We start from the raw sequence: 18,303 nt of genomic DNA on the forward strand, positions 1-18,303 counted from the left end.
ATTGTAAACGCAGGTGCGACAGAAAGGATGAAGTCATGGCGCTAAAGGGGCAGGAAATGACAACTTTCAGAGCAGGCTCGTAAAACTGACGTTGGGCAAAACTCTGCCCTGACCGAAATAGTTACCGATAACAATTAAAATAATTTTGTTTTTATATCAGATTTTTTTAGTTAAATTAGTGTAAGTACGTTGTAATTATTTGTCAGATAATAATTGCGCACTTTAACACTAAGGGATACCAATGCTTAACAAGATAACCAGTATTGTCATCGCAATCGTCGGGATCGCGATGCTCTACATGGGTACACAACTGCTGTTGATCGGCGGTACGCCGTTCTATGCACTGATGGGCCTCGGCCTGCTGGTCACGGCTATCACGCTGTTTATGAATAAAAAAATCGCTTTGTCTCTCTACGCTTTATTAATGTGGATGGTACTGGCGTGGATGATTTATGAAGTCGGCTTTGACAAATGGCAGTGGATCCCGCGCGGAGACATCATTGGCCTGATCGGCCTGTGGCTGGCGTTGCCCTGGGTGGTTCGCCCACTGTACAAAAAAGAAGGGCGCCGTTTTCATCCCTTCCTCGGCACGACGGTCATTCTGATTGTGGCGCTGGTGGTGGGGATGATGTTTTACGATCCATTGCCACAGGCAGGCAACATTACCAACCAGCGCCAGAGCGGCGACACCGAGGTGGCGGGCAGTGACTGGACGGCCTACGGTGGCACCACCAACGGCCTGCGTTTCTCCAGCCTGAAACAGATCACGCGCGATAACGTCAGCAAGCTGGATGTGGCCTGGACCTACCATACGGGCGACGTGCGCGATGCGGAAAAAGATGCCACGGAATACACCTTTGAAGCGACGCCGCTGAAGGTGAACAACAGCGTCTATTTCTGTACGCCTCACAATGAAGTTCATGCGCTGAACCCGGAAACCGGTGCGCTGAAGTGGAAATATCAGCCAGCGAAAGATGCCTCTTATCTGCAACAGCATCAGACCTGCCGTGGTGTGAGCTACTATGACGGCAGCGCGGTACAGGCTGATAGCACACCCGCCCAGCCCGCCCTTTGCCGCAAGCGTATCTATAACGCCAGCAACGATGCCAAACTGATCGCGCTGGATGCGGATACCGGCAAGCTGTGTGCTGACTTCGGTAACAACGGCGTGGTGGATCTGCATGCCAATATGGGCACAGTGCGCCCGCATGCTCTGATGCAAACGGCAGCACCGCTGGTGGCGGGTAACCTGGTGATTGTTGGCGGTTCCGTCATGGACAACGGCTACAATACTGGAAATCCATCTGGGGTGATCCGCGCTTATGATGCGATGTCTGGCCGTCTGGTGTGGAACTTCGACCCGGCCAACCCGGAAAACACCCAGCCGATTGGCGCCGACCAAAGCTATCCGCAGGATACGCCGGTGGCGTGGGGTACGCTGAGTGCTGACCTGAAAAATGGCCTGGTGTATGTGCCGTTTGGTAATGCCTCGCCGGATGAAGTGGGCATTGCGCGTGATGCCAACAGCAACACCGAGAAGTTCCGCGACACCCTGGTGGCGCTGGATCTGAAAACCGGTAGCTTCAAATGGCGCTTCCAGTCCTCGAAAAACGATCTGTGGGACCGCGATAATCCGTCACAGCCTTCGCTGCTGGATATCGACTATCAGGGCCAGAAACAGCCTGTGGTGATCCTGCCGACCAAAACCGGCAACCTGTTTGTGCTTAACCGCCTGACGGGCCAATCGGTGTACCCGATTAATCAGGTTGATGTTTCCACGCAGGGCATCAGCGGCGAGAAATATTCCCCAACGCAGCCCGTCTCTGCGCTGAACTTTATTCCGGCACCGCTGAATGAAAAAGCGATGTGGGGCCTGACGCCGTTTGACCAGATGGCCTGCCGTATTGACTTCAAGTCACTGCGTTATGACGGCAATCCGTGGACGCCAGCGACCGAAGCCGGTTCGATTATCTTCCCGGGCAATATCGGGGTGTTTAACTGGGGTTCTGTTGCGGTCGATCCTGAGCGTCAGATCCTGATCGCTTCACCGGTGCGTCTGGCTTACAAATACAACCTGATCAAACGTTCGGCGGCAACGGCGGACAAGCGTCTGTTCACCAAAGACGGTACGCCGTACTGGAATGAGAACTTTGAAGGTGATTACGCCATTCATATTCAGCAGCTCTCTTCCAGCCTGGGTATTCCGTGCATCGCGCCGCCGTGGGGCCGCATGGTCGGTGTTGACCTGAAAACCGGGAAAACCGAATGGCTGCGCCGCGTGGGCACCACCAAGAACCTGAACACCAGCTTCCTGCCGGGACGCTTCCCGATTGGCTTCCCAATGGGGATGGTGGCACACGGTGGCCCGTTAACCACCGCAGGTGATGTGGTGTTCCACGGTGCAACGGCCGATAACTTCTTCCGTGCTTACGATGTCAACACGGGTGAGTTACTGTGGCAGACCGAACTGCCCGCCGGGGGCCAGGCCACGCCTGCCACCTATATGGGCAGCGATAACCAGCAGTATGTGGTGATTGCGGCCGGTGGTCACGGTTCGCTCGGCACCAAAGCCGGTGACTCGGTAGTGGCTTACCGCCTGAAGTAATCTGAACCGGGGAGCGGTATCTGCCGTTCCCCGTCAGTCATTATCAAGCTGGTCGGCCACATACAGCAGGAAGCGGTCGTCCAGTTTGCTCAGATTCAGCCCGGTCAGGTCGGCAATGCGTTTCAGCCGATAGTCCAGGGTATTTTTGTGAATATAGAGGGCTTTTGCCGTGGTGCTGGCATGCAGATCATGACGAAACCAGGCACGTAACGTTCTGCGATAAACCCCATTTTCATCCATTGCTTTTAACCGTTTCAGTGGGCTGACCAGCTCAGCCGCCTGCCAGCCATCCGCTAAACTGTCCAGCAGCACTGGCAGCTTACTGTCCTGATAATCATAACAGTGCACCTCTGGCATACGCTGCTTACCCACCTTCATGGCCGCTTTTGCCGTGCGATACGATCGCTCAACGCCGCCCGTTCCCGGGAAAAAGTTCCCCAATGCCAGGCGTACTTTGAGTGAGCTGCCCTGTTGCAGGCGCTGATAAAGCCGCTCCATCCGCTGTTTATGCTCTTTCGGCTCCCAGCGTTCGGCATGCAGGTGAGCGGGGCGAAGGACCACCATTTCCGTCAGTGACACGATAGCCATCAGATCATCCTGCCCGCTTTCCAGCAGTAAAGACTGGAGTTGTTGCAGTTCACTCATGGCACTGGTGACGCCGAGCTGCCCGCTCTCCAGCTCCACCACCATGGCCACGCGCGGCTGTTGCAGATCCACATTGAGGCGCTGTGCCCATTCACTGGCGGTTGCGGTGTTCCCACTGTTGCGGATCAGGCTTAACACCAGCTCTTCACGCAGGCGGCTGTTATGGGCCAGCAGTTGCAGCAGACGCGCCTGCTCGAGCATCATTTCGGCGGTCATACGCACCAGTTCACCAAACTGCATCAGCCCCTGAGGGTCCCCGGTCAGTCCGATGACGCCAACGGTCTGGTTATTCAGTTTGAGCGGCAGATTGATGCCGGGCTTCACGCCGTGGAGCGAGTGCATCGATGCATCATCAATGGTGACGACGCGCTGCTGGGTTAACGCTAACAATGCGCCTTCATGCATTTCACCGATCCGCGCCGGGTCGCCGCTGCCAATAATGCGTCCATTGGCTCCCATCACGTTGACGTTGCAGTTGATGATCTGCATGGTTCTGTCGACGATGGAACAGGCAAGCCTGGCATCGAACAGAGATTCACTCATTGACGGACTCCGGAATAACTGACGAATGCACGCCGCGCAGGCGGGTCCTGCGCGGCGCTGCGGCACAGAGGCCGCAGAGAGAAGTGGACTTAGTCGACGATCGAAATACGGCAGGTGTTGGCGCTGCCAATCTGGCCAACGCTGTCTCCCTGCGTGACGATCACCAGATCGCCCGAGGCCAGGTAACCTTTTTCACGCAGAATAGCGATAGCATCCTGCGCCGACTGCACGCCTTCGGCATGACCGTTAAACAGCATCGGCGTGACACCACGATACAACGTGGTCAGATTGAGCGTGGACTGATGGCGGGAGAGGGCGAAGATCGGCAGGCGCGAGGTGATGCGCGACATCATACGTGCCGTGCGCCCGGATTCGGTCATGGCAATGACGGCTTTCACCCCGGTCAGATGGTTTGCCGCGTACATGGCAGACATCGCTGTCATCTCTTCGATATTGCTGAACTCAACGTCCAGGCGGTGTTTAGAGGTGTTCGTTCCCGGCACCCGTTCCGCACCCAGGCAGATATTATGCATGGAGGTGATGGCTTCTACCGGGAAGCTGCCCGCTGCGGTTTCAGCCGACAGCATGACGGCATCGGTGCCGTCGAGCACGGCGTTGGCGACGTCCATCACCTCTGCGCGGGTTGGCATCGGGTTGGTGATCATCGATTCCATCATCTGGGTGGCGGTGATCACCACGCGGTTAAGCTGGCGTGAACGCGCAATCAGGCGTTTTTGCACCCCGACCAGCGCCGCATCACCAATCTCGACGCCGAGGTCACCACGCGCCACCATAATGACATCGGAGGCGAGGATCATATCGTCCATGCTTTCCTGTGTTGCCACCACTTCGGCACGCTCTACTTTTGCCACAATCAGCGCCTTACAGCCCGCTTCACGCGCCAGACGGCGGGTGAAACGCAGGTCTTCACCGCTGCGCGGGAAAGAGACGGCAAGGTAGTCGACGTTCATTTTGGCGGCGGTGAGAATATCGGCTTTGTCTTTCTCGGTCAGGGCATTGGCGGAGAGACCACCGCCCAGCTTATTCACGCCTTTATTGTTCGACAGCACGCCGCCCACGGTGATCACGGTAGAGATCGTCGCGCCCGCCACGCGCAGTACGCGCAGTTGAATGCGGCCATCGTCCAGCAGCAAAATATCGCCGGGCACCACATCATCGGGCAGGGATTTATAGTCGATACCCACGCGCTGGTTGTCGCCCTGGCCTTTGTCCAGCAGGGCATCGAGGATAAATTCATCGCCGACCGTCAGCAGGGCTTTACCTTCTTTAAAGGTCGAAACACGGATTTTCGGCCCCTGGAGATCGCCTAAAATCGCCACCTGACGACCAAGGCGGCTGGCGACATCACGCACGCGCTGGGCGCGGGCAATATGGTCTTCGGCGGTACCATGAGAAAAGTTCAACCTGACGACGTTAGCGCCCGCTTTGATAATTTTTTCGAGGTTATTATCCCGGTCTGTCGCCGGGCCTAACGTGGCAACAATCTTGGTGCGTCTCAATACTTCAGACATGATCACGTCCTTGGTTAAATGTCACCCGTCGTTATCCTGGCGCGTTGATGCCAGTGATCGGGTATTAATGAGAACCTGCAGCTGTTTTTTTTATCAGTCGGCCAATATTTTCGCAGGTGCGTTCCATATTGGTTGTGCCTTCCTGCAACAGCGATTCTATTGCCGCCGCGTGCGGGATAATGCCAAAAATAGCATCAATGCCAGCGTCATACAGCGCGCCGACATCATCGCCAATACTGCCAGCAACTGCAATGACCGGAACCTGATGTTGTCTGGCGGTCTGTGCTACACCGAAAGGCGTTTTACCAAAACGTGTCTGGAAGTCGATGCGGCCTTCCCCGGTAAAGCAGTAATCAGCCCCGGCCAACTTCGCGCTCAGACCACTGTACTCAACCACGATTTCAATACCTTTACGCAGCGTACAGTGGGTGAAGGCCATCAGCCCGGCGCCCAGCCCTCCCGCGGCTCCGGCTCCTGGCGTTGCTGCCACTTCGTAGCCGAGTTGCTGCGAGATAACGTCAGCATAATGAGCGAGGTGATGGTCGAGGGTGGCGACCATCTCAGGTGTTGCCCCTTTTTGCGGACCAAACACCGCCGATGCACCCTGCGGACCGCATAGCGGGTTGGTGACATCACAGGCCACCTGAATATCTACCTCTGCCAGTCGGCTGTCCAGCCCGGAAATATCAATGCGGTGTAAATCACCCAGTGCGCCGCCACCGGGCGCTAAACGTTCACCCTGTTTATCAAAGAAACGCACGCCCAGCGCTTCTGCCATTCCGGCCCCGCCGTCATTGGTGGCACTGCCGCCGATGCCCAGGATGATCTTCCTGATGCCTTTATCCAGGCAGGCGCGGATCAGTTCCCCGGTGCCCCAGGTGGTGGTCAGCAAAGGATTTTTAGTGTGCTGGTTAACGTAATGGATGCCGCTGGCCGAGGCCATCTCAATCACCGCAATGTCGCCACCGCCCATAATGCCGTAGCAGCCTTCCACCGGGGTACCCAGCGGGCCGGTCACCTCTAGCGTGAATATCTCACCCCCCGTGGCATCAATCAGTGACTGAGTAGTGCCTTCGCCGCCGTCCGCCATCGGAACGTGAATATAGTTGGCATCAGGAAACACGCGCTTCAGCCCGGCCTCCATCGCGAGGCAAACCTGCTTCGCCGTCATGCTCTCTTTGAAGGAGTCGGGTGCTAATACAAACGTCTTGTTCATAATGGGTTGCCTTATATTAACGAGCAAAGCCGTAGAGAAGAGTCGCAACCAGCGTCATGGTTCCGCCCACCATTGCCTCATAAGGCAGTAGCGCCATACGTTGTCTGATGCTCATATTCATGCTCTGGGCCGTCACGTGGAAGTAGTTTCCCTGTGGTAATGAGTCAATCACGGTGGCGCCGGTGTGCACCATCACCGCAGAGGCAATCGGCGCCATGCCAATATTAGTGATCGTATGGCCGAAGGTGCTGGTGGCGAGGATCACCCCGGTGGAGGTCGACGCTGTGGCACCCGCCATCAGGATGCCGGAAATCGGGGCGAGGAAAGTGCCGGAAATCCCCATCATATCGATCAGTTGCACCACCTGGGTGGAGAGGTCTGATGCGGCAATCAGTCCAGCGATCGCCCCGGCACCGATCAGAATCAGCACGGTGGCGGTCATTTTTTCCAACCCGGACGTAGTATAGGCCAGCATTTTCTCTTTTTTGCCCATTGCCAGCAGTCCGACGAAACCGGCCACTGGCAACACGTACATGGCATCCAGTTTGAAGGCGGTCAGCGCGCTGAGATGGAAGATCGAACCTATCGGGTTGACCATCAGCAGGATCACGGCCAGCAGCGGAGCAACCACGGCTTTACCCAGCGTTGGGTACTGCTTATCGCCGGATGCATTGCCTTTGCCATAGGCTGCCGCGGCTTCAGCATCCGATACGTTGATACCTTTATTTCTCAGCAGTGAGGCGACAAGCACCGTCATCAGCAGGCCGCACAGGGCCGGAATAAAACCGGCAATCATCACATCGCTAAGATTAATATGGAAACCATTAGCGGCAGCAATGGCGTTGGGGTTGGGCGAAATAATATTTCCCGCTTTCCCTCCGCCAGATAAGGCCAGCAATAAAGCAATTTTCGATATGCCGATTTTATTACCGACGGAGAGCGCAATTGGTGCAACAATTAACACCGCCACCGGAATAAAGACACCAACGGCGGTAATAATCATGGTAGCCAGTGCCAGCGAAATAATCGCTTTGCTCTCACCCATTCTTTTCACAATCGCCTGGGCGATGGTTTCCGCTGCGCCGGACTCCATCATGACTCCAGCCAGCACCCCGGCCGCAAGGACGCGGATCACTGTGCCCATCACGCTCTGCGTGCCGGATGTCAGCAATGAAATCGTCTGCTCCAGGCTGCCGCCACCGATAAATGAGCCGATAATAGCACCGAAAAACAGTGAGTAAACAGGGTTGGTTTTTTTCAGAATAAGAAAAATGGCAATAAACAGACCTGCCAGCGCCCCATACCAGGCAAGGGGTTCGGAAATAGGCATTTTGTCACCTCTATATTATTATCATTGACGATAGGGTACAGCTATCCCTGAGTTGTTTTTTATAATGTCCGAACAGGTGTTATAAATTTTTTTTATTTTCATTGTGAATGTTAAATAATAAATTTCGCCTCGCGTAATATTCAGTGAGAATATTCTAAGGCTTATTGTAGAGTGACGCTATGTGCGTTTACCCAAATAACAGGGGGAATAAAAGGAAAGAGTTGGGCGATCGCCCAGGAGCAAGAGAGGTTTATCACAGGTTCAGGGTGGAGGAATTACAGGGCCAGCTTGAAATGTCTGTTCAGCATCATCCTGCCTTTCGGGGTGATCATGACCATCCGGTAACCCGGCGTACGGACAAACCATCCCTGCGCTTCGCCGTGCTGGAAAAAAGCGGCACCGATATAGCCACCAAGATGAAATCGTCGCTCACTCCAGTCCAGGCAGGCGCAGCAGTGTTTCCTCCGGGTACCGGCATCGGGTTCAATCCCCAGTTCAGTCAGGTGTCGTCTGCCGGTATCGGTCAGCGCAGCGCCATCTGTCGTTATCCACTGCGCATCGCGCATTGCGTCATAGATCTGTACCGCAACTTCCCCCGCCAGATGGTCGTAGCAGGTGCGGGCATAACGCATATCGGCGGGCGTGCTGGGTTCTGGTGCCGCAACACGCCACCATGACACCCCCATCATGGTTTCGATCAGCTGTGCAATATCGCCACCGGCCAGCCGGTAATAACGGTGCCGCCCCTGGGACAGGCAGGAAATCAGACGGCTTTGCACCAGACGTGCCAGATGGGCACTGGCGGTGGAAGAGGCGACATCCGCCACGGCACTCAGCTCTGTCGCCGTCCAGGCGCGCCCGTCCATTAAGGCGCAGAGTATTTTAACCCGTGAGGTATCCGCCAGGGCCGCCGCGACGGCGACCATGGAAAACGCCAGCACATCCTCATTGTCGGTCGTTATCGTCTGTTTGTGCATGGTTACTCAGGCACTAAGGCCCATTGTTTGGTAGCGCGTTCGGCAGCAGCGGGGTTGTCCGTCACCAGAATTAACTGATTCGCATGATCGCTGTACTGTGTCAGGATCGAAATCCCGGCGTCTGCCAGTGCGGTTGCGATCTCGCCCAGTTCACCCGGGCGCGCCTGCTTCAGCTTGCGGATCAGCGGCTGGCAGACATTCTGAACCTGAAACCCTTCTGCCTCAAGCACAGCCCGCGCCCGCTGGCCTTCCACCACCAGAAAGTGTGCATGACTGTGTTCACCTGCGCTAAAGACACCACCGCCTTCCAGGCCGATACCCTGACGGCCTAACAGGCTCGCCAGCGCGGCCAGCGCACCGGGAACATTGGGTAACAGGATATGGATATCAAACATGGTGTTGTCCTTTATTTTCTGATGAGTAATCCCGCAGTACCCCGGCAATGCGGATGCGGTAGAAGGAAAAAAGGTGGCGGCGTCCTTCAGCCTGGGCCGCCTGGTGGTGGGCATTCTGTTTCCAGGCCAGTACGGCGTCTTCGTCGCGCCACCATGAAAGCGACAGGATCTTGCCGTCGTCGGCCAGGCTACGAAAACGTTCAATGGCAATAAAACCATCAATATCTGCCAGCAGAGGTTTCAGTTCAGCGGCAAGTTGCAGGTAACGCGTTTGCCCGTCAGGGCTTATCTCGGCTTCAAAAAGAACGGCGATCATCAGTGCACTCTCTTGCAGGGGGAGAGGCAACTTTACTGATCTAAAAAAACAACACTTCGCTGGAGAACGAAATATGGAGGGGAACTTGCGCAGTGCTATCCGGCGTCATGAAAGCACTGCGCAGAAGGGGCTACAGTTGGGCAATCCTCAGCAAATCGTCTTTGGCGCCTGGTGCCACGGCCAGCACCGGGGCACCACGCAGCAGGTGCTCACCGGCGGTGTTAAACGTGTGGGTCCAGCCGCCTGCCTCATTGACCAGGCAGTAACCCGCCAGGCAATCCCACGCGTGCATGTGAGGTTCGTAATAACCCACCAGACGCCCGGCGGCAACGTATGCCAGCATCATGGCCCCCGATCCGTTGCGGAAGAAGTTGCCGCCTGCGGCGGTGATCCCGGCGGCAATCTCACCCACGCGTTCCGGGGTAACATAGCTGTTAGCACCGAAGCCGGTGACGTGGTTCTGCATGGTGCGTGCCGGATCAACCTGCAACGGTTTGCCATTCAGCGTTGCGCCCTGGCCGCGTGCAGACACAAAGCACTCCTGCTGGCACGGTGCCATGATCACGCCAATGACCGGCTGCCCTTCGTGGATCACGGCAATCGATACGCACCAGTTCGGCATACCGTTAACAAACGGGCTGGTACCATCAATCGGGTCCACCACCCAGGTGAAACCTGAGCTGCCCGCCTGCAAGCCGAACTCTTCACCGAGAAAACCGTCATCCGGGAATGCCTGAGCAATCTGCCCGTTAATCAGCATTTCCACTTCGCGGTCGGCGATCGAGACCACGTCCTGCGCATCTCGCTTGGTTTCAATCACCAGCGTTTCACGGCGATGAAAATAATCGAGCGCTTTGGCGCCGGCTTCTCGTGCTACCTGTTCCGCCAGTCTCAGCCGGCGGGAAATGTCTTCACTCATGTTCAGTCCTTATTAATGGGGATCACTGGGCAATCAGCGCCAGTCCCTGAGGTTTGAAATCCACGAATACGCGGCTGCCCGGCGCCAGCTGGCTTTCCATCTGCACATCGACAATAAACAGCGCACCCAGCGCCGTCTGCACTTCATATTCGATGTGGTCCCCCAGCCAGGTGCTGTGGGTGACTTCACCGTTTAGTGCGCCTGCCGGTTCAGTGCGCAGCGTAATAAACTGCGGTCGCACCGAGAGCTGCGCGGCACCGGGGCGGGCGTAAGCGCCGGGTACGCGATATTCACGATTGCCCAGTGCGATCACCGCTTCGCTGTCTTCCACCCGGCGGATATCGCAGGGCAGGATATTGGCCTCGCCCATAAAGTCGGCGATAAATACCGACGCCGGTGACTGATACAGCTCCTGCGGTGCACCCTGTTGGGCAATATGCCCTTCTTTCATGACAATAATCTTATCGGAGACGGCAAGCGCCTCTTCCTGATCGTGAGTCACGTATACGGCCGTAAAGCCCAGCCGCTGTTGCAGATCGCGGATTTCAGTGCGCACACGGCGGCGCAGGCGTTCATCGAGGTTGGAGAGCGGTTCATCCAGCAGCAACACCTGCGGCTCCAGCACCAGCGCACGTGCTACGGCAATACGCTGCTGCTGCCCGCCGGACAGCTCCGCCGGAAGGCGCTGGCCCATATTCTCCAGGCCGACCAGCTTCATCCCTTCGCGGGCACGATCCTGCGCTTCTTTTTTCGACATTCCGCCGGAGAGCAGGCCGTACATCACGTTATCCAGTGCGCTCATATGCGGGAACAGGGCATAGGACTGAAACACCATCGCCACATCACGTTCGTTAGCGGGTAGATGTGTCACATCTTTACCGCCAATCAGAATACGCCCGGAGGTCGGGTGTTCCAGTCCTGCCAGCAGGCGCAGGGTGGTGGTTTTGCCACAGCCGCTGGGGCCGAGCAGGGTCACCAGCGTGCCCGGTTCAACCGTCAGCGATAAGTTGGGCAGGGCGTTGAAATCGGCAAACTGTTTGGTGACGTTCTCAAACACCACCGAGCCGGAACGAATGGTCGTCATACGGCACTCTCCTGATGTAATGCCGGTGGTGGAGCCACCGGTGCTGTGGCAATGCGGGTAGCGCGGCGCAGGCGGCGTTCACCGACCAGCAGCTGGAAGGTGAGGATCACCGCCAGCATCACCACAATAAGGACGGAGGAGTAAGCGATAGCGACGCCGTATTCCCCGTTTTCGACCAGTCCGACGATATAAGAGGTGGCCATGTTGTACTGGGCGCTGACAAGGAAAATGACGGCGCTGATGGAGGTGATCGCCCGCACAAAGGCGTAGACCAGTGCGGCGCTGATCGCCGGTTTCAGCAGTGGCAGGATTACTTTGCGCAGCGTGCGGAAACTGCTGGCCCCTAATGTTAATGAGGCTTCATCCAGGCTGCGGTCGAGCTGGCTCATGGCGGCAATTCCCCCGCGAACGCCAACCGGCATATTGCGGAAAACAAAGCAGGCGACAAGGATCAGCGCTGTACCGGTGATCTCCAGCGGCGGCAGGTTGTACGCCATGATATAACTGACACCAATGACGGTGCCGGGAATGGCAAAACTGAGCATCAGCATAAATTCAAAGGTCGAACGCCCGGCAAACTTCTGCCGTACGATCAGCCAGGCGGTCAGCAGGCCGACAATGGCCGTCAGCGGAGCCGCAATCAGCGCAATTTCCATGGTGGTCCAGAACGAGTTCCAGGCCACGCCGGTCCACACCATCTGGCCCTCGTTCCAGTGGAAGCCGAACGCGCGGGCGTAGTGCGCCAGCGTCAGGCTGCTGTCCAGGCCCCACGACTGTACAAATCCACCAATCAGGATCATGCCGTAGATCACCAGCGTGAACAGGCCCCACGGGATCACCAGTGCGTAAACACCATAACGCAGGCCACGCGGCAGACCGCAGTGCTGACCGGAGTCGCCTTTGCCGGTGACGGTGGCGAAGTTTTTACCCGACAGCCACAGTCGCTGGAGAATAAAGGCGCTGAGGGTGAAGCACAGCAGGATAATCGCCAGCACCGCTGCCCGGCTCGGGTCGTTTTGCGCCCCGACCACCGAGAAGAAGATCTCGGTTGAGAGCACGCCGTGGCTGCCACCCAGCACCATCGGGTTGCCGAAGTCCGCCATACTTTCGATAAAGCTGATCAGGAACGCATTCGCCAGGCCCGGTGCCATCAGCGGCAGCGAGACGTAGCGGAAGGTGCGCCAGCGGTTAGCGCGCAGCGTTTGCGAGGCTTCTTCCAGTGACGGACTGACGCCTTCAACCACACCAATCAGCACCAGGAAGGCAATCGGCGTGAAAGAGAGAACCTGGGCTATCCAGATCCCGGTCAGACCATACAGCCAGCGGCCTGGCTCAATACCAAACACCGTTGCGAGCAGTTCTGTCACGACGCCTGCACGGCCAAACAGCAGCATCAGCGCCAGGCCAATAACAAACGGCGGCGTGATGATCGGCAGCACGGTCAGCATGCGCAGCGCTTTCTTAAACGGCAGCGGCGTGCGGGTCGCCGCCAGCGCAAAGGCCAGACCCAGCAGGGTAGAGCCAGAGGCGGTCATCAGTGCCAGCCACAGGGTACGCCAGGCCGTGCCGCAGCCTCCGCTGCCGTTCAGGCAGCCGAGGCTCCAGATAGCCGGGTCCTGAATATTGGCGATCATGCCATCCGGTTTAAAGGAACCGTCCACATCCTGTACGGAGGCGACAAACATACTGAGCACCGGGTACAGCACGAAGGTGGTCACCAGGGCTACCAGCAGCACAATTGCCGCCACCACAAAGGCATCACCGCGCAGCACGCCGCGTTCTGCCAGCGCAAAGGAGAACAGCAGCAGGAAGGTGGTGAGTAGCAGGATCGCCCCTGCGCCAAAAGCAGGCTGGCCGTCGCTGAGTGCGCCGAACAGCTGTTCGCTCCACTGCCAGTTCCAGCCTGTGTAACCAATCGCATGGCCTTCAAACAGCAAAAACAGGACGCCAAAGATACTGGCCCCCATCAGTAACCAGGAGCGGCGATTGCCCACGGGCAGTAAGCGCGCCAGGGCGCAGATCAGGAGCATCAGCACGGCAATAGTCAGCCAGGGACGCTGGAACTGGGCAATCTGCCATAGCGCCGGGGCCGTTTCGCGATCCTGCCAGAGTGTTGTCAGCCAGCCGAAGTCGAAAAATCCGGCTTCCAGGCTGTACCAGGGCAGCAGCAGGATGGCAAGTGCGCCCAGCACGAAAGCCCCGTCCAGGCGGCGGTTTTGAGCATTCATCATAACCTCGATCGTTTATGATCCGGCCTCCCGCCCGGGCGGGAGGGGAAGGGAGGAAGAATTACTGGGCGCTGGCGCCGATCTCTTTATCCCAGCGGCTGAGCAACGCTTTGCGTTTGGCCGAGTCACCGTAGGTTTTGAAGTCGTAATCGATCAGTTTGATATTCTCGAAGCGCGGCGCGTATTCCGATATCGCCGCATTTTTATTTGACGGAAGCTGGAAGGATTTGGCGTCTTTCATATGGGACTGTGCATCTGCACTGAGTGCCCAGTCGTACCATACTTTGGCGGCGGCCAGGTTACGCGCCCCTTTCACAATCGACATGGAGCCGATTTCATAGCCGGTGCCTTCGCAGGGGGCGACGGCTTTCACCGGGAAGCCATCCACCTGCATGGCCACCGCATCATGCATAAAGACAATACCGATGGTGGTTTCACCGCGTGCTGCCGCTTTCACCGGGGCAGAGCCGGATTTTGTGTACTGGGAGATATTGGCGTTGAGCTTTTTCAGGTAATCGAAGGCTTTCTCTTCCCCCATGATTTGCACCAGGGTGGCAAGGGTATTGTAGGCGGTGCCGGAGGAGTTCGGGTTTGCCATCTGGATCTCCCCTTTCCATGACGGGTCCAGCAGATCGGCCCAGCAGGCAGGCGCTTTCAGTTTTTTCTCTTCCACCAGCTTGGTGTTGTAACCCCAGCCCAGTGCACCTGCATAGACGCCGACGGTGCGGAACTGTGCGCTTTCCGCCTGCTTACGTGCCCAGTCCTGCTGCTGGTCGAGCAGTGGTGATTTGTAGGCCTGGGTCAGGCCTTCGTCGGCGGCCTGCATATGCGGATCGCCCGTCCCGGCCCACCAGATATCGGTACGTGGGTTGCGGGCCTCGGTGCGGATGCGTGCATAGGCTTCGCCCGCAGAGAGACGCACCATGCTGACCTTGATATCCGGGTGTTGTTTCTCAAACAGGTTGGTCATTTGCTCACAAACAACCACATCAGCGGAGCAGATCATATTCAGTTTTTCAGCGGCCTGAGCCGGAAGGGCTGAGAGCGCAGAGCCAGCGGCGATGACCGCCATCAGAGTAATACGATGCATGGTGTTCTCCTTCGGTGTGTAGGGTAGGCGATACGTTGTCGCCAGGCTTTTTGTGCATACGTTTTGCACGTGTGTGCAATTAATTAATGCACAAAATTTATGCTGTCAATTGCGCTGGTACGCATTTCAGTTGCCATGTCACAAAAATGAAACAATTACGCTACAAAAATAATTGCACAGCCGTGCAAAGTGCGACAGACTCATTCGCAACACAAAGCGGGCGGGTGTGATGATGGCGATGGAAAAGGCAGTGGTCAGTGCGAAAGATGTGGCAGAGAGGGCGGGCGTGTCGCGTTCAGCGGTGTCGCGCACCTTCACGACGGGGGCCAGCGTCTCCGCGGCCACGCGGAAAAGGGTCATGCAGGCCGCAGAAGAACTGGGCTATCACGTTAATCACCTGGCACGCGGGCTGGTGCGTAACCGCAGCGGCCTCGTCTGCCTGATTGTTTCCGAACTGGCCACACCGTACCGTGCCAGCCTCGTGCGGCTGGTGACGCAGCATCTGCAGGAAGCCGGGAAAATTGCCATGCTGATCAATACCGACCGCTCGGATGACAGCGTGTCGCAGGCATTGCAGCAGGCGATAAACTACCGTGCTGATGCTTCCTTTGTGCTCTCGGGAATGCCGGAAAGCGCCATTGCGCGTCAGTGTCATAAACACGGTCAGCGGCTGGTACTGATTAACCGCAACGATGTGCTGCCGGGATCATTGAGTATTAATCTGGATAACGAAGACGCCGCCAGCCGGGTAGTGATGGCGTTTGCGCGGGCGGGTTGCCAGCACGTGGCATTTGCTAACTCCCTTGCCGGAACGCCGAGCCTGATGGCGCGTGAACGTGGGTTTCTGCAGGCGGCAGAAGCTGCCGGGTTGAAGGTCAGCGTGGAGCACTTCGGCACCACCTCCTACGAGAGCGGGCAGATCCTGGCGCACCGCTTGCTCACTCGTCGCGATCGCCCCGATGCGGTATTCTGTGTGACCGATCTGCTGGCCTGCGGCTTTATGGATGAAGCGCGGCACCGTTTCTCCTTGCGCATCCCGCAGGACCTCTGCGTGGCAGGTTACGATGATATTCCCCAGGCGGCGTGGTCGTCTTATCATCTCACCACCTTCACCCAACCCGTTGATCGCTTTGCCCGTGACGCGGTCGAGTGGCTGGTGAATGAGGAGCAACGTGAAGATAGCCAGCCTGCGGCGCTGGACGAGGAGATGCCTGGCGAAACACGGATGTACCATGCTGATTTTATCTGGCGCGGGACGATCCGCGGGGGATGAGTCACGCGGTAAAGCCCATAGTGCGTATAATCCGTGACGGAATCGGGTGTATACAGGGTTCATGTAATCCATGGCATGTGCCAGAAATGTACAAACCAGGAGAAGATAATGAAAGCAGTCACGGTTACCAGCCCATTTAATCTGGACAGTGTTCAGCTCACCGAGGTGAAGGATCCCGGCCAACCCGCTAAAGGGGAAATCAGGGTCGCCATCAAAGCCAGCTCGCTTAACTTCCATGACCTGATGGTGGCCACCGGCGCTATGCCGGTGGAAGATAGCCGTATTCTGCTGTCGGACGGTGCCGGAATTGTTGAGGCGGTAGGCGAAGGCGTAACGGAGTTCCGCGTGGGTGATGCCGTGGTTTCCACCTTCTTTCCGCAGTGGGCAGCAGGCAAAGCCACCCCGGCGGTGGGCGGTTTTGCGCATACGCCAGGCGATGGCGTTGATGGCCTGGCCAGCGAAGTGGTGGTGCGTCCGGTCAATGCCTTTACTCCCGCTCCTGCGGGCTGGTCGCACACCGAGGCGGCCACCATCACGACCTCCGGCCTGACCGCGTGGCGGGCGCTGGTGGTCAACGGTCGCTTAAAGGCGGGTGAGACCGTGCTGGTACAGGGCACCGGCGGTGTGTCGATTGCTGCGTTACAGCTGGCCAAAGCTATGGGGGCCAGAGTGATTGCCACTTCGTCCTCTGATGAAAAACTGGCGATGGTGCGCAAACTGGGCGCCGATGACACCATTAACTACCGCACCACCCCGGAGTGGGGGGATAAAGTGCTGGAACTCACTCACGGCCTGGGCGTTGACCATATTGTTGAGGTCGGCGGCCCTGCCACGATTAATGAGTCCCTTAAGGCGGTGAAAGTCGGTGGGCATATTGCCGTCATCGGCGTGTTGTCCGGTACGGATGCGGCATTGTCGATTTTCAGCATCCTGGCGAAACAGGTGCGTATTGAGGGGCTGATTGTCGGCAGCCGTCAGGACCAGATTGATTATGTGAAGGCGCTGGAACTGATGTCGCAGAAACCGGTGATCGACAAGGTCTTCAGCTATGAGCGTTTGGGTGAGGCATTTGCCCACCTGCAAAGCGGTCAACACGTTGGCAAGGTGTGTGTGAGCTGGTAGTGATACTGGCCGGAGGCTTAATCACGGCCTCCACTGCCATGGCGGATCTCATCTGCGGAGCCTGTTTCAGAAGACGCTTCGCGGGTGAGACCCGCTTTTATCCGCGCAATAAAATTATCCCTGATGAGATCCTCCGTACTGGCATGCCAGGCGATGCCCACCTGCCAGCTTAACGATTCGCCGCTTAACGGAATAATATTCAACCCCGGTGGCGCAATATTAATAACGCTTTGTGGCAAAAGCGCCACGCCCGTACCGGCAATCACCAGCGCGACGATGGTATGAATATCGTCAGCCAGCTGAGTCGAGGAAGTATAAAGCGCGTTGTCCTGCAAGAAGCGATCAATCTGTGTATTCAGCCCACGGCCGCGTTCAGTATGCAGCCGCAGCAGAGGGCGATTTTTTAGCCACTCTGCCGCACTGATCCACGTTTTATCCGGCGTCACTAACACCAGCCGATCGTTGAACAGCGGCAGGTAATCCAGCGGCTCGCTGGGTGGAACGCGAACAAACCCCACCTGAAGCTCGTCACTTTGCAGCAACTGGTCCTGTTTTGCTGAGGGAAGATCCGTTAATGAGACATCGACACCGGGATAACATTGGCGAAATTCTGCGATGTAGCGCGGGGCTAAGTAGAAACTGGAAAGCCCAAATCCCACGGCCAGACTGCCTTCACTCCCTTTCGCGACCTGCTCTGCATGCTGGAGAAACAGCGCGGCCTGCCTGACCACCTTCTTCGCTTCTGGCAGTAAGCGCCGGCCGCCGGCAGTTAACGTGGTGCCGTGACGGCCACGTGAAAACAGCGACAGAGTGAGCTGTGACTCAAGCAGGTTAATCTGTTTGGTTAACGCGGGCTGCGAGACAAACAGCGCCTGTGCCGCGTCGGCATAATTACCTTTCTCTGCCAGCGTGACAAAGGCTTTAAGCAACCGCAGGTTCATTATTACATTCCAGAAAGTTATCAGAATGGGAAATCATTTGATTATACCGTTATCAGTCAACCGGGTGTAATGGTGTTTTGACCCCCG

15 protein-coding genes are annotated in these 18,303 nt (G+C 57.1%); 3 read left to right on the forward strand and 12 right to left on the reverse strand.

Going from position 1 to position 18,303, the window contains the following annotated elements; all coding sequences use genetic code 11:
* The first annotated feature begins 241 nt into the window (after positions 1-241).
* Positions 242-2,605 (forward strand): membrane-bound PQQ-dependent dehydrogenase, glucose/quinate/shikimate family, encoded by a 2,364-nt coding sequence (locus WH277_RS15150; protein WP_159336996.1) that lies wholly within the window; start codon positions 242-244, stop codon positions 2,603-2,605.
* A gap of 33 nt (positions 2,606-2,638) precedes the next feature.
* On the opposite strand, the gene WH277_RS15155 is transcribed toward WH277_RS15150, so the two are convergent.
* The 11 genes from WH277_RS15155 to WH277_RS15205 all read right to left on the reverse strand — a co-directional run bounded on the left by WH277_RS15155 (position 2,639) and on the right by WH277_RS15205 (position 14,880).
* Positions 2,639-3,793 carry a CdaR family transcriptional regulator gene (locus tag WH277_RS15155; protein ID WP_133843133.1) on the reverse strand — a complete coding sequence of 385 codons (1,155 nt, stop codon included), beginning with the start codon at positions 3,791-3,793 and terminating at the stop codon, positions 2,639-2,641.
* Between the two features lie 89 nt (positions 3,794-3,882).
* Entirely contained in the window at positions 3,883-5,325 is a 1,443-nt protein-coding gene (pyk, locus tag WH277_RS15160) for a pyruvate kinase (RefSeq protein ID WP_339505873.1), read from the reverse strand.
* A 64-nt stretch (positions 5,326-5,389) separates the two neighbouring features.
* On the reverse strand, positions 5,390-6,541 hold the full coding sequence (locus WH277_RS15165) for a glycerate kinase family protein (RefSeq protein ID WP_202879938.1): 1,152 nt from the start codon (positions 6,539-6,541) through the stop codon (positions 5,390-5,392).
* Positions 6,542-6,557: 16 nt separating this feature from the next.
* Positions 6,558-7,871: a GntP family permease gene (locus tag WH277_RS15170; RefSeq protein ID WP_159336994.1), complete on the reverse strand. Its 1,314-nt coding sequence runs from the start codon at positions 7,869-7,871 to the stop codon at positions 6,558-6,560.
* A gap of 275 nt (positions 7,872-8,146) precedes the next feature.
* On the reverse strand, positions 8,147-8,848 hold the full coding sequence (locus WH277_RS15175) for an ArsR/SmtB family transcription factor (protein WP_339505874.1): 702 nt from the start codon (positions 8,846-8,848) through the stop codon (positions 8,147-8,149).
* A 2-nt stretch (positions 8,849-8,850) separates the two neighbouring features.
* The gene (locus WH277_RS15180; RefSeq protein WP_171149652.1) at positions 8,851-9,243 is read right to left on the reverse strand and encodes an amino acid-binding protein; all 393 of its coding nucleotides are present in this window, start codon (positions 9,241-9,243) and stop codon (positions 8,851-8,853) included.
* Positions 9,236-9,559: an antibiotic biosynthesis monooxygenase family protein gene (locus WH277_RS15185; RefSeq protein ID WP_167864461.1), complete on the reverse strand. Its 324-nt coding sequence runs from the start codon at positions 9,557-9,559 to the stop codon at positions 9,236-9,238. Before WH277_RS15185 ends, WH277_RS15180 begins: the two co-directional genes overlap by 8 nt.
* 130 nt (positions 9,560-9,689) lie before the next feature.
* Positions 9,690-10,478: an inositol monophosphatase family protein gene (locus tag WH277_RS15190; protein WP_159336990.1), complete on the reverse strand. Its 789-nt coding sequence runs from the start codon at positions 10,476-10,478 to the stop codon at positions 9,690-9,692.
* Positions 10,479-10,500: 22 nt separating this feature from the next.
* Positions 10,501-11,562, reverse strand: a complete 1,062-nt coding sequence (locus WH277_RS15195) for an ABC transporter ATP-binding protein (RefSeq protein WP_133843147.1) — start codon at positions 11,560-11,562, stop codon at positions 10,501-10,503.
* The gene (locus WH277_RS15200) at positions 11,559-13,790 is read right to left on the reverse strand and encodes an ABC transporter permease (RefSeq protein ID WP_133843485.1); all 2,232 of its coding nucleotides are present in this window, start codon (positions 13,788-13,790) and stop codon (positions 11,559-11,561) included. The genes WH277_RS15195 and WH277_RS15200 overlap by 4 nt, the downstream gene beginning before the upstream one ends.
* 61 nt (positions 13,791-13,851) lie before the next feature.
* A complete protein-coding gene (locus tag WH277_RS15205; protein ID WP_159336988.1) occupies positions 13,852-14,880 on the reverse strand; it encodes an ABC transporter substrate-binding protein in 1,029 nt (342 codons plus the stop codon).
* 232 nt (positions 14,881-15,112) lie between these two features.
* Between WH277_RS15205 and WH277_RS15210 the strand changes: the two genes are divergently transcribed.
* A complete protein-coding gene (locus tag WH277_RS15210) occupies positions 15,113-16,153 on the forward strand; it encodes a LacI family DNA-binding transcriptional regulator (RefSeq protein WP_133843487.1) in 1,041 nt (346 codons plus the stop codon).
* Positions 16,154-16,261: 108 nt separating this feature from the next.
* Positions 16,262-17,275: a zinc-dependent alcohol dehydrogenase family protein gene (locus WH277_RS15215; protein ID WP_133843173.1), complete on the forward strand. Its 1,014-nt coding sequence runs from the start codon at positions 16,262-16,264 to the stop codon at positions 17,273-17,275.
* 17 nt (positions 17,276-17,292) lie between these two features.
* Here the strand turns inward: WH277_RS15215 and WH277_RS15220 are convergent, their stop codons facing one another.
* Positions 17,293-18,216, reverse strand: a complete 924-nt coding sequence (locus WH277_RS15220) for a LysR family transcriptional regulator (protein WP_339505875.1) — start codon at positions 18,214-18,216, stop codon at positions 17,293-17,295.
* Positions 18,217-18,303 lie beyond the last annotated feature (87 nt).

The sequence above is a fragment of the Erwinia sp. MYb416 genome (genome assembly GCF_037479575.1).
Lineage (GTDB): Bacteria > Pseudomonadota > Gammaproteobacteria > Enterobacterales > Enterobacteriaceae > Erwinia > Erwinia rhapontici.

Coding starts and splice junctions, on each gene's coding strand:
- WH277_RS15150 (WP_159336996.1), top strand. CDS start 242: ATGCTTAACAAGATAACCAGTATTGTCATCGCAATCGTCGGGATCGCG.
- WH277_RS15155 (WP_133843133.1), bottom strand. CDS start 3,793: ATGAGTGAATCTCTGTTCGATGCCAGGCTTGCCTGTTCCATCGTCGAC.
- pyk (WP_339505873.1), bottom strand. CDS start 5,325: ATGTCTGAAGTATTGAGACGCACCAAGATTGTTGCCACGTTAGGCCCG.
- WH277_RS15165 (WP_202879938.1), bottom strand. CDS start 6,541: ATGAACAAGACGTTTGTATTAGCACCCGACTCCTTCAAAGAGAGCATG.
- WH277_RS15170 (WP_159336994.1), bottom strand. CDS start 7,871: ATGCCTATTTCCGAACCCCTTGCCTGGTATGGGGCGCTGGCAGGTCTG.
- WH277_RS15175 (WP_339505874.1), bottom strand. CDS start 8,848: ATGCACAAACAGACGATAACGACCGACAATGAGGATGTGCTGGCGTTT.
- WH277_RS15180 (WP_171149652.1), bottom strand. CDS start 9,243: ATGTTTGATATCCATATCCTGTTACCCAATGTTCCCGGTGCGCTGGCC.
- WH277_RS15185 (WP_167864461.1), bottom strand. CDS start 9,559: ATGATCGCCGTTCTTTTTGAAGCCGAGATAAGCCCTGACGGGCAAACG.
- WH277_RS15190 (WP_159336990.1), bottom strand. CDS start 10,478: ATGAGTGAAGACATTTCCCGCCGGCTGAGACTGGCGGAACAGGTAGCA.
- WH277_RS15195 (WP_133843147.1), bottom strand. CDS start 11,562: ATGACGACCATTCGTTCCGGCTCGGTGGTGTTTGAGAACGTCACCAAA.
- WH277_RS15200 (WP_133843485.1), bottom strand. CDS start 13,790: ATGAATGCTCAAAACCGCCGCCTGGACGGGGCTTTCGTGCTGGGCGCA.
- WH277_RS15205 (WP_159336988.1), bottom strand. CDS start 14,880: ATGCATCGTATTACTCTGATGGCGGTCATCGCCGCTGGCTCTGCGCTC.
- WH277_RS15210 (WP_133843487.1), top strand. CDS start 15,113: ATGGCGATGGAAAAGGCAGTGGTCAGTGCGAAAGATGTGGCAGAGAGG.
- WH277_RS15215 (WP_133843173.1), top strand. CDS start 16,262: ATGAAAGCAGTCACGGTTACCAGCCCATTTAATCTGGACAGTGTTCAG.
- WH277_RS15220 (WP_339505875.1), bottom strand. CDS start 18,216: ATGAACCTGCGGTTGCTTAAAGCCTTTGTCACGCTGGCAGAGAAAGGT.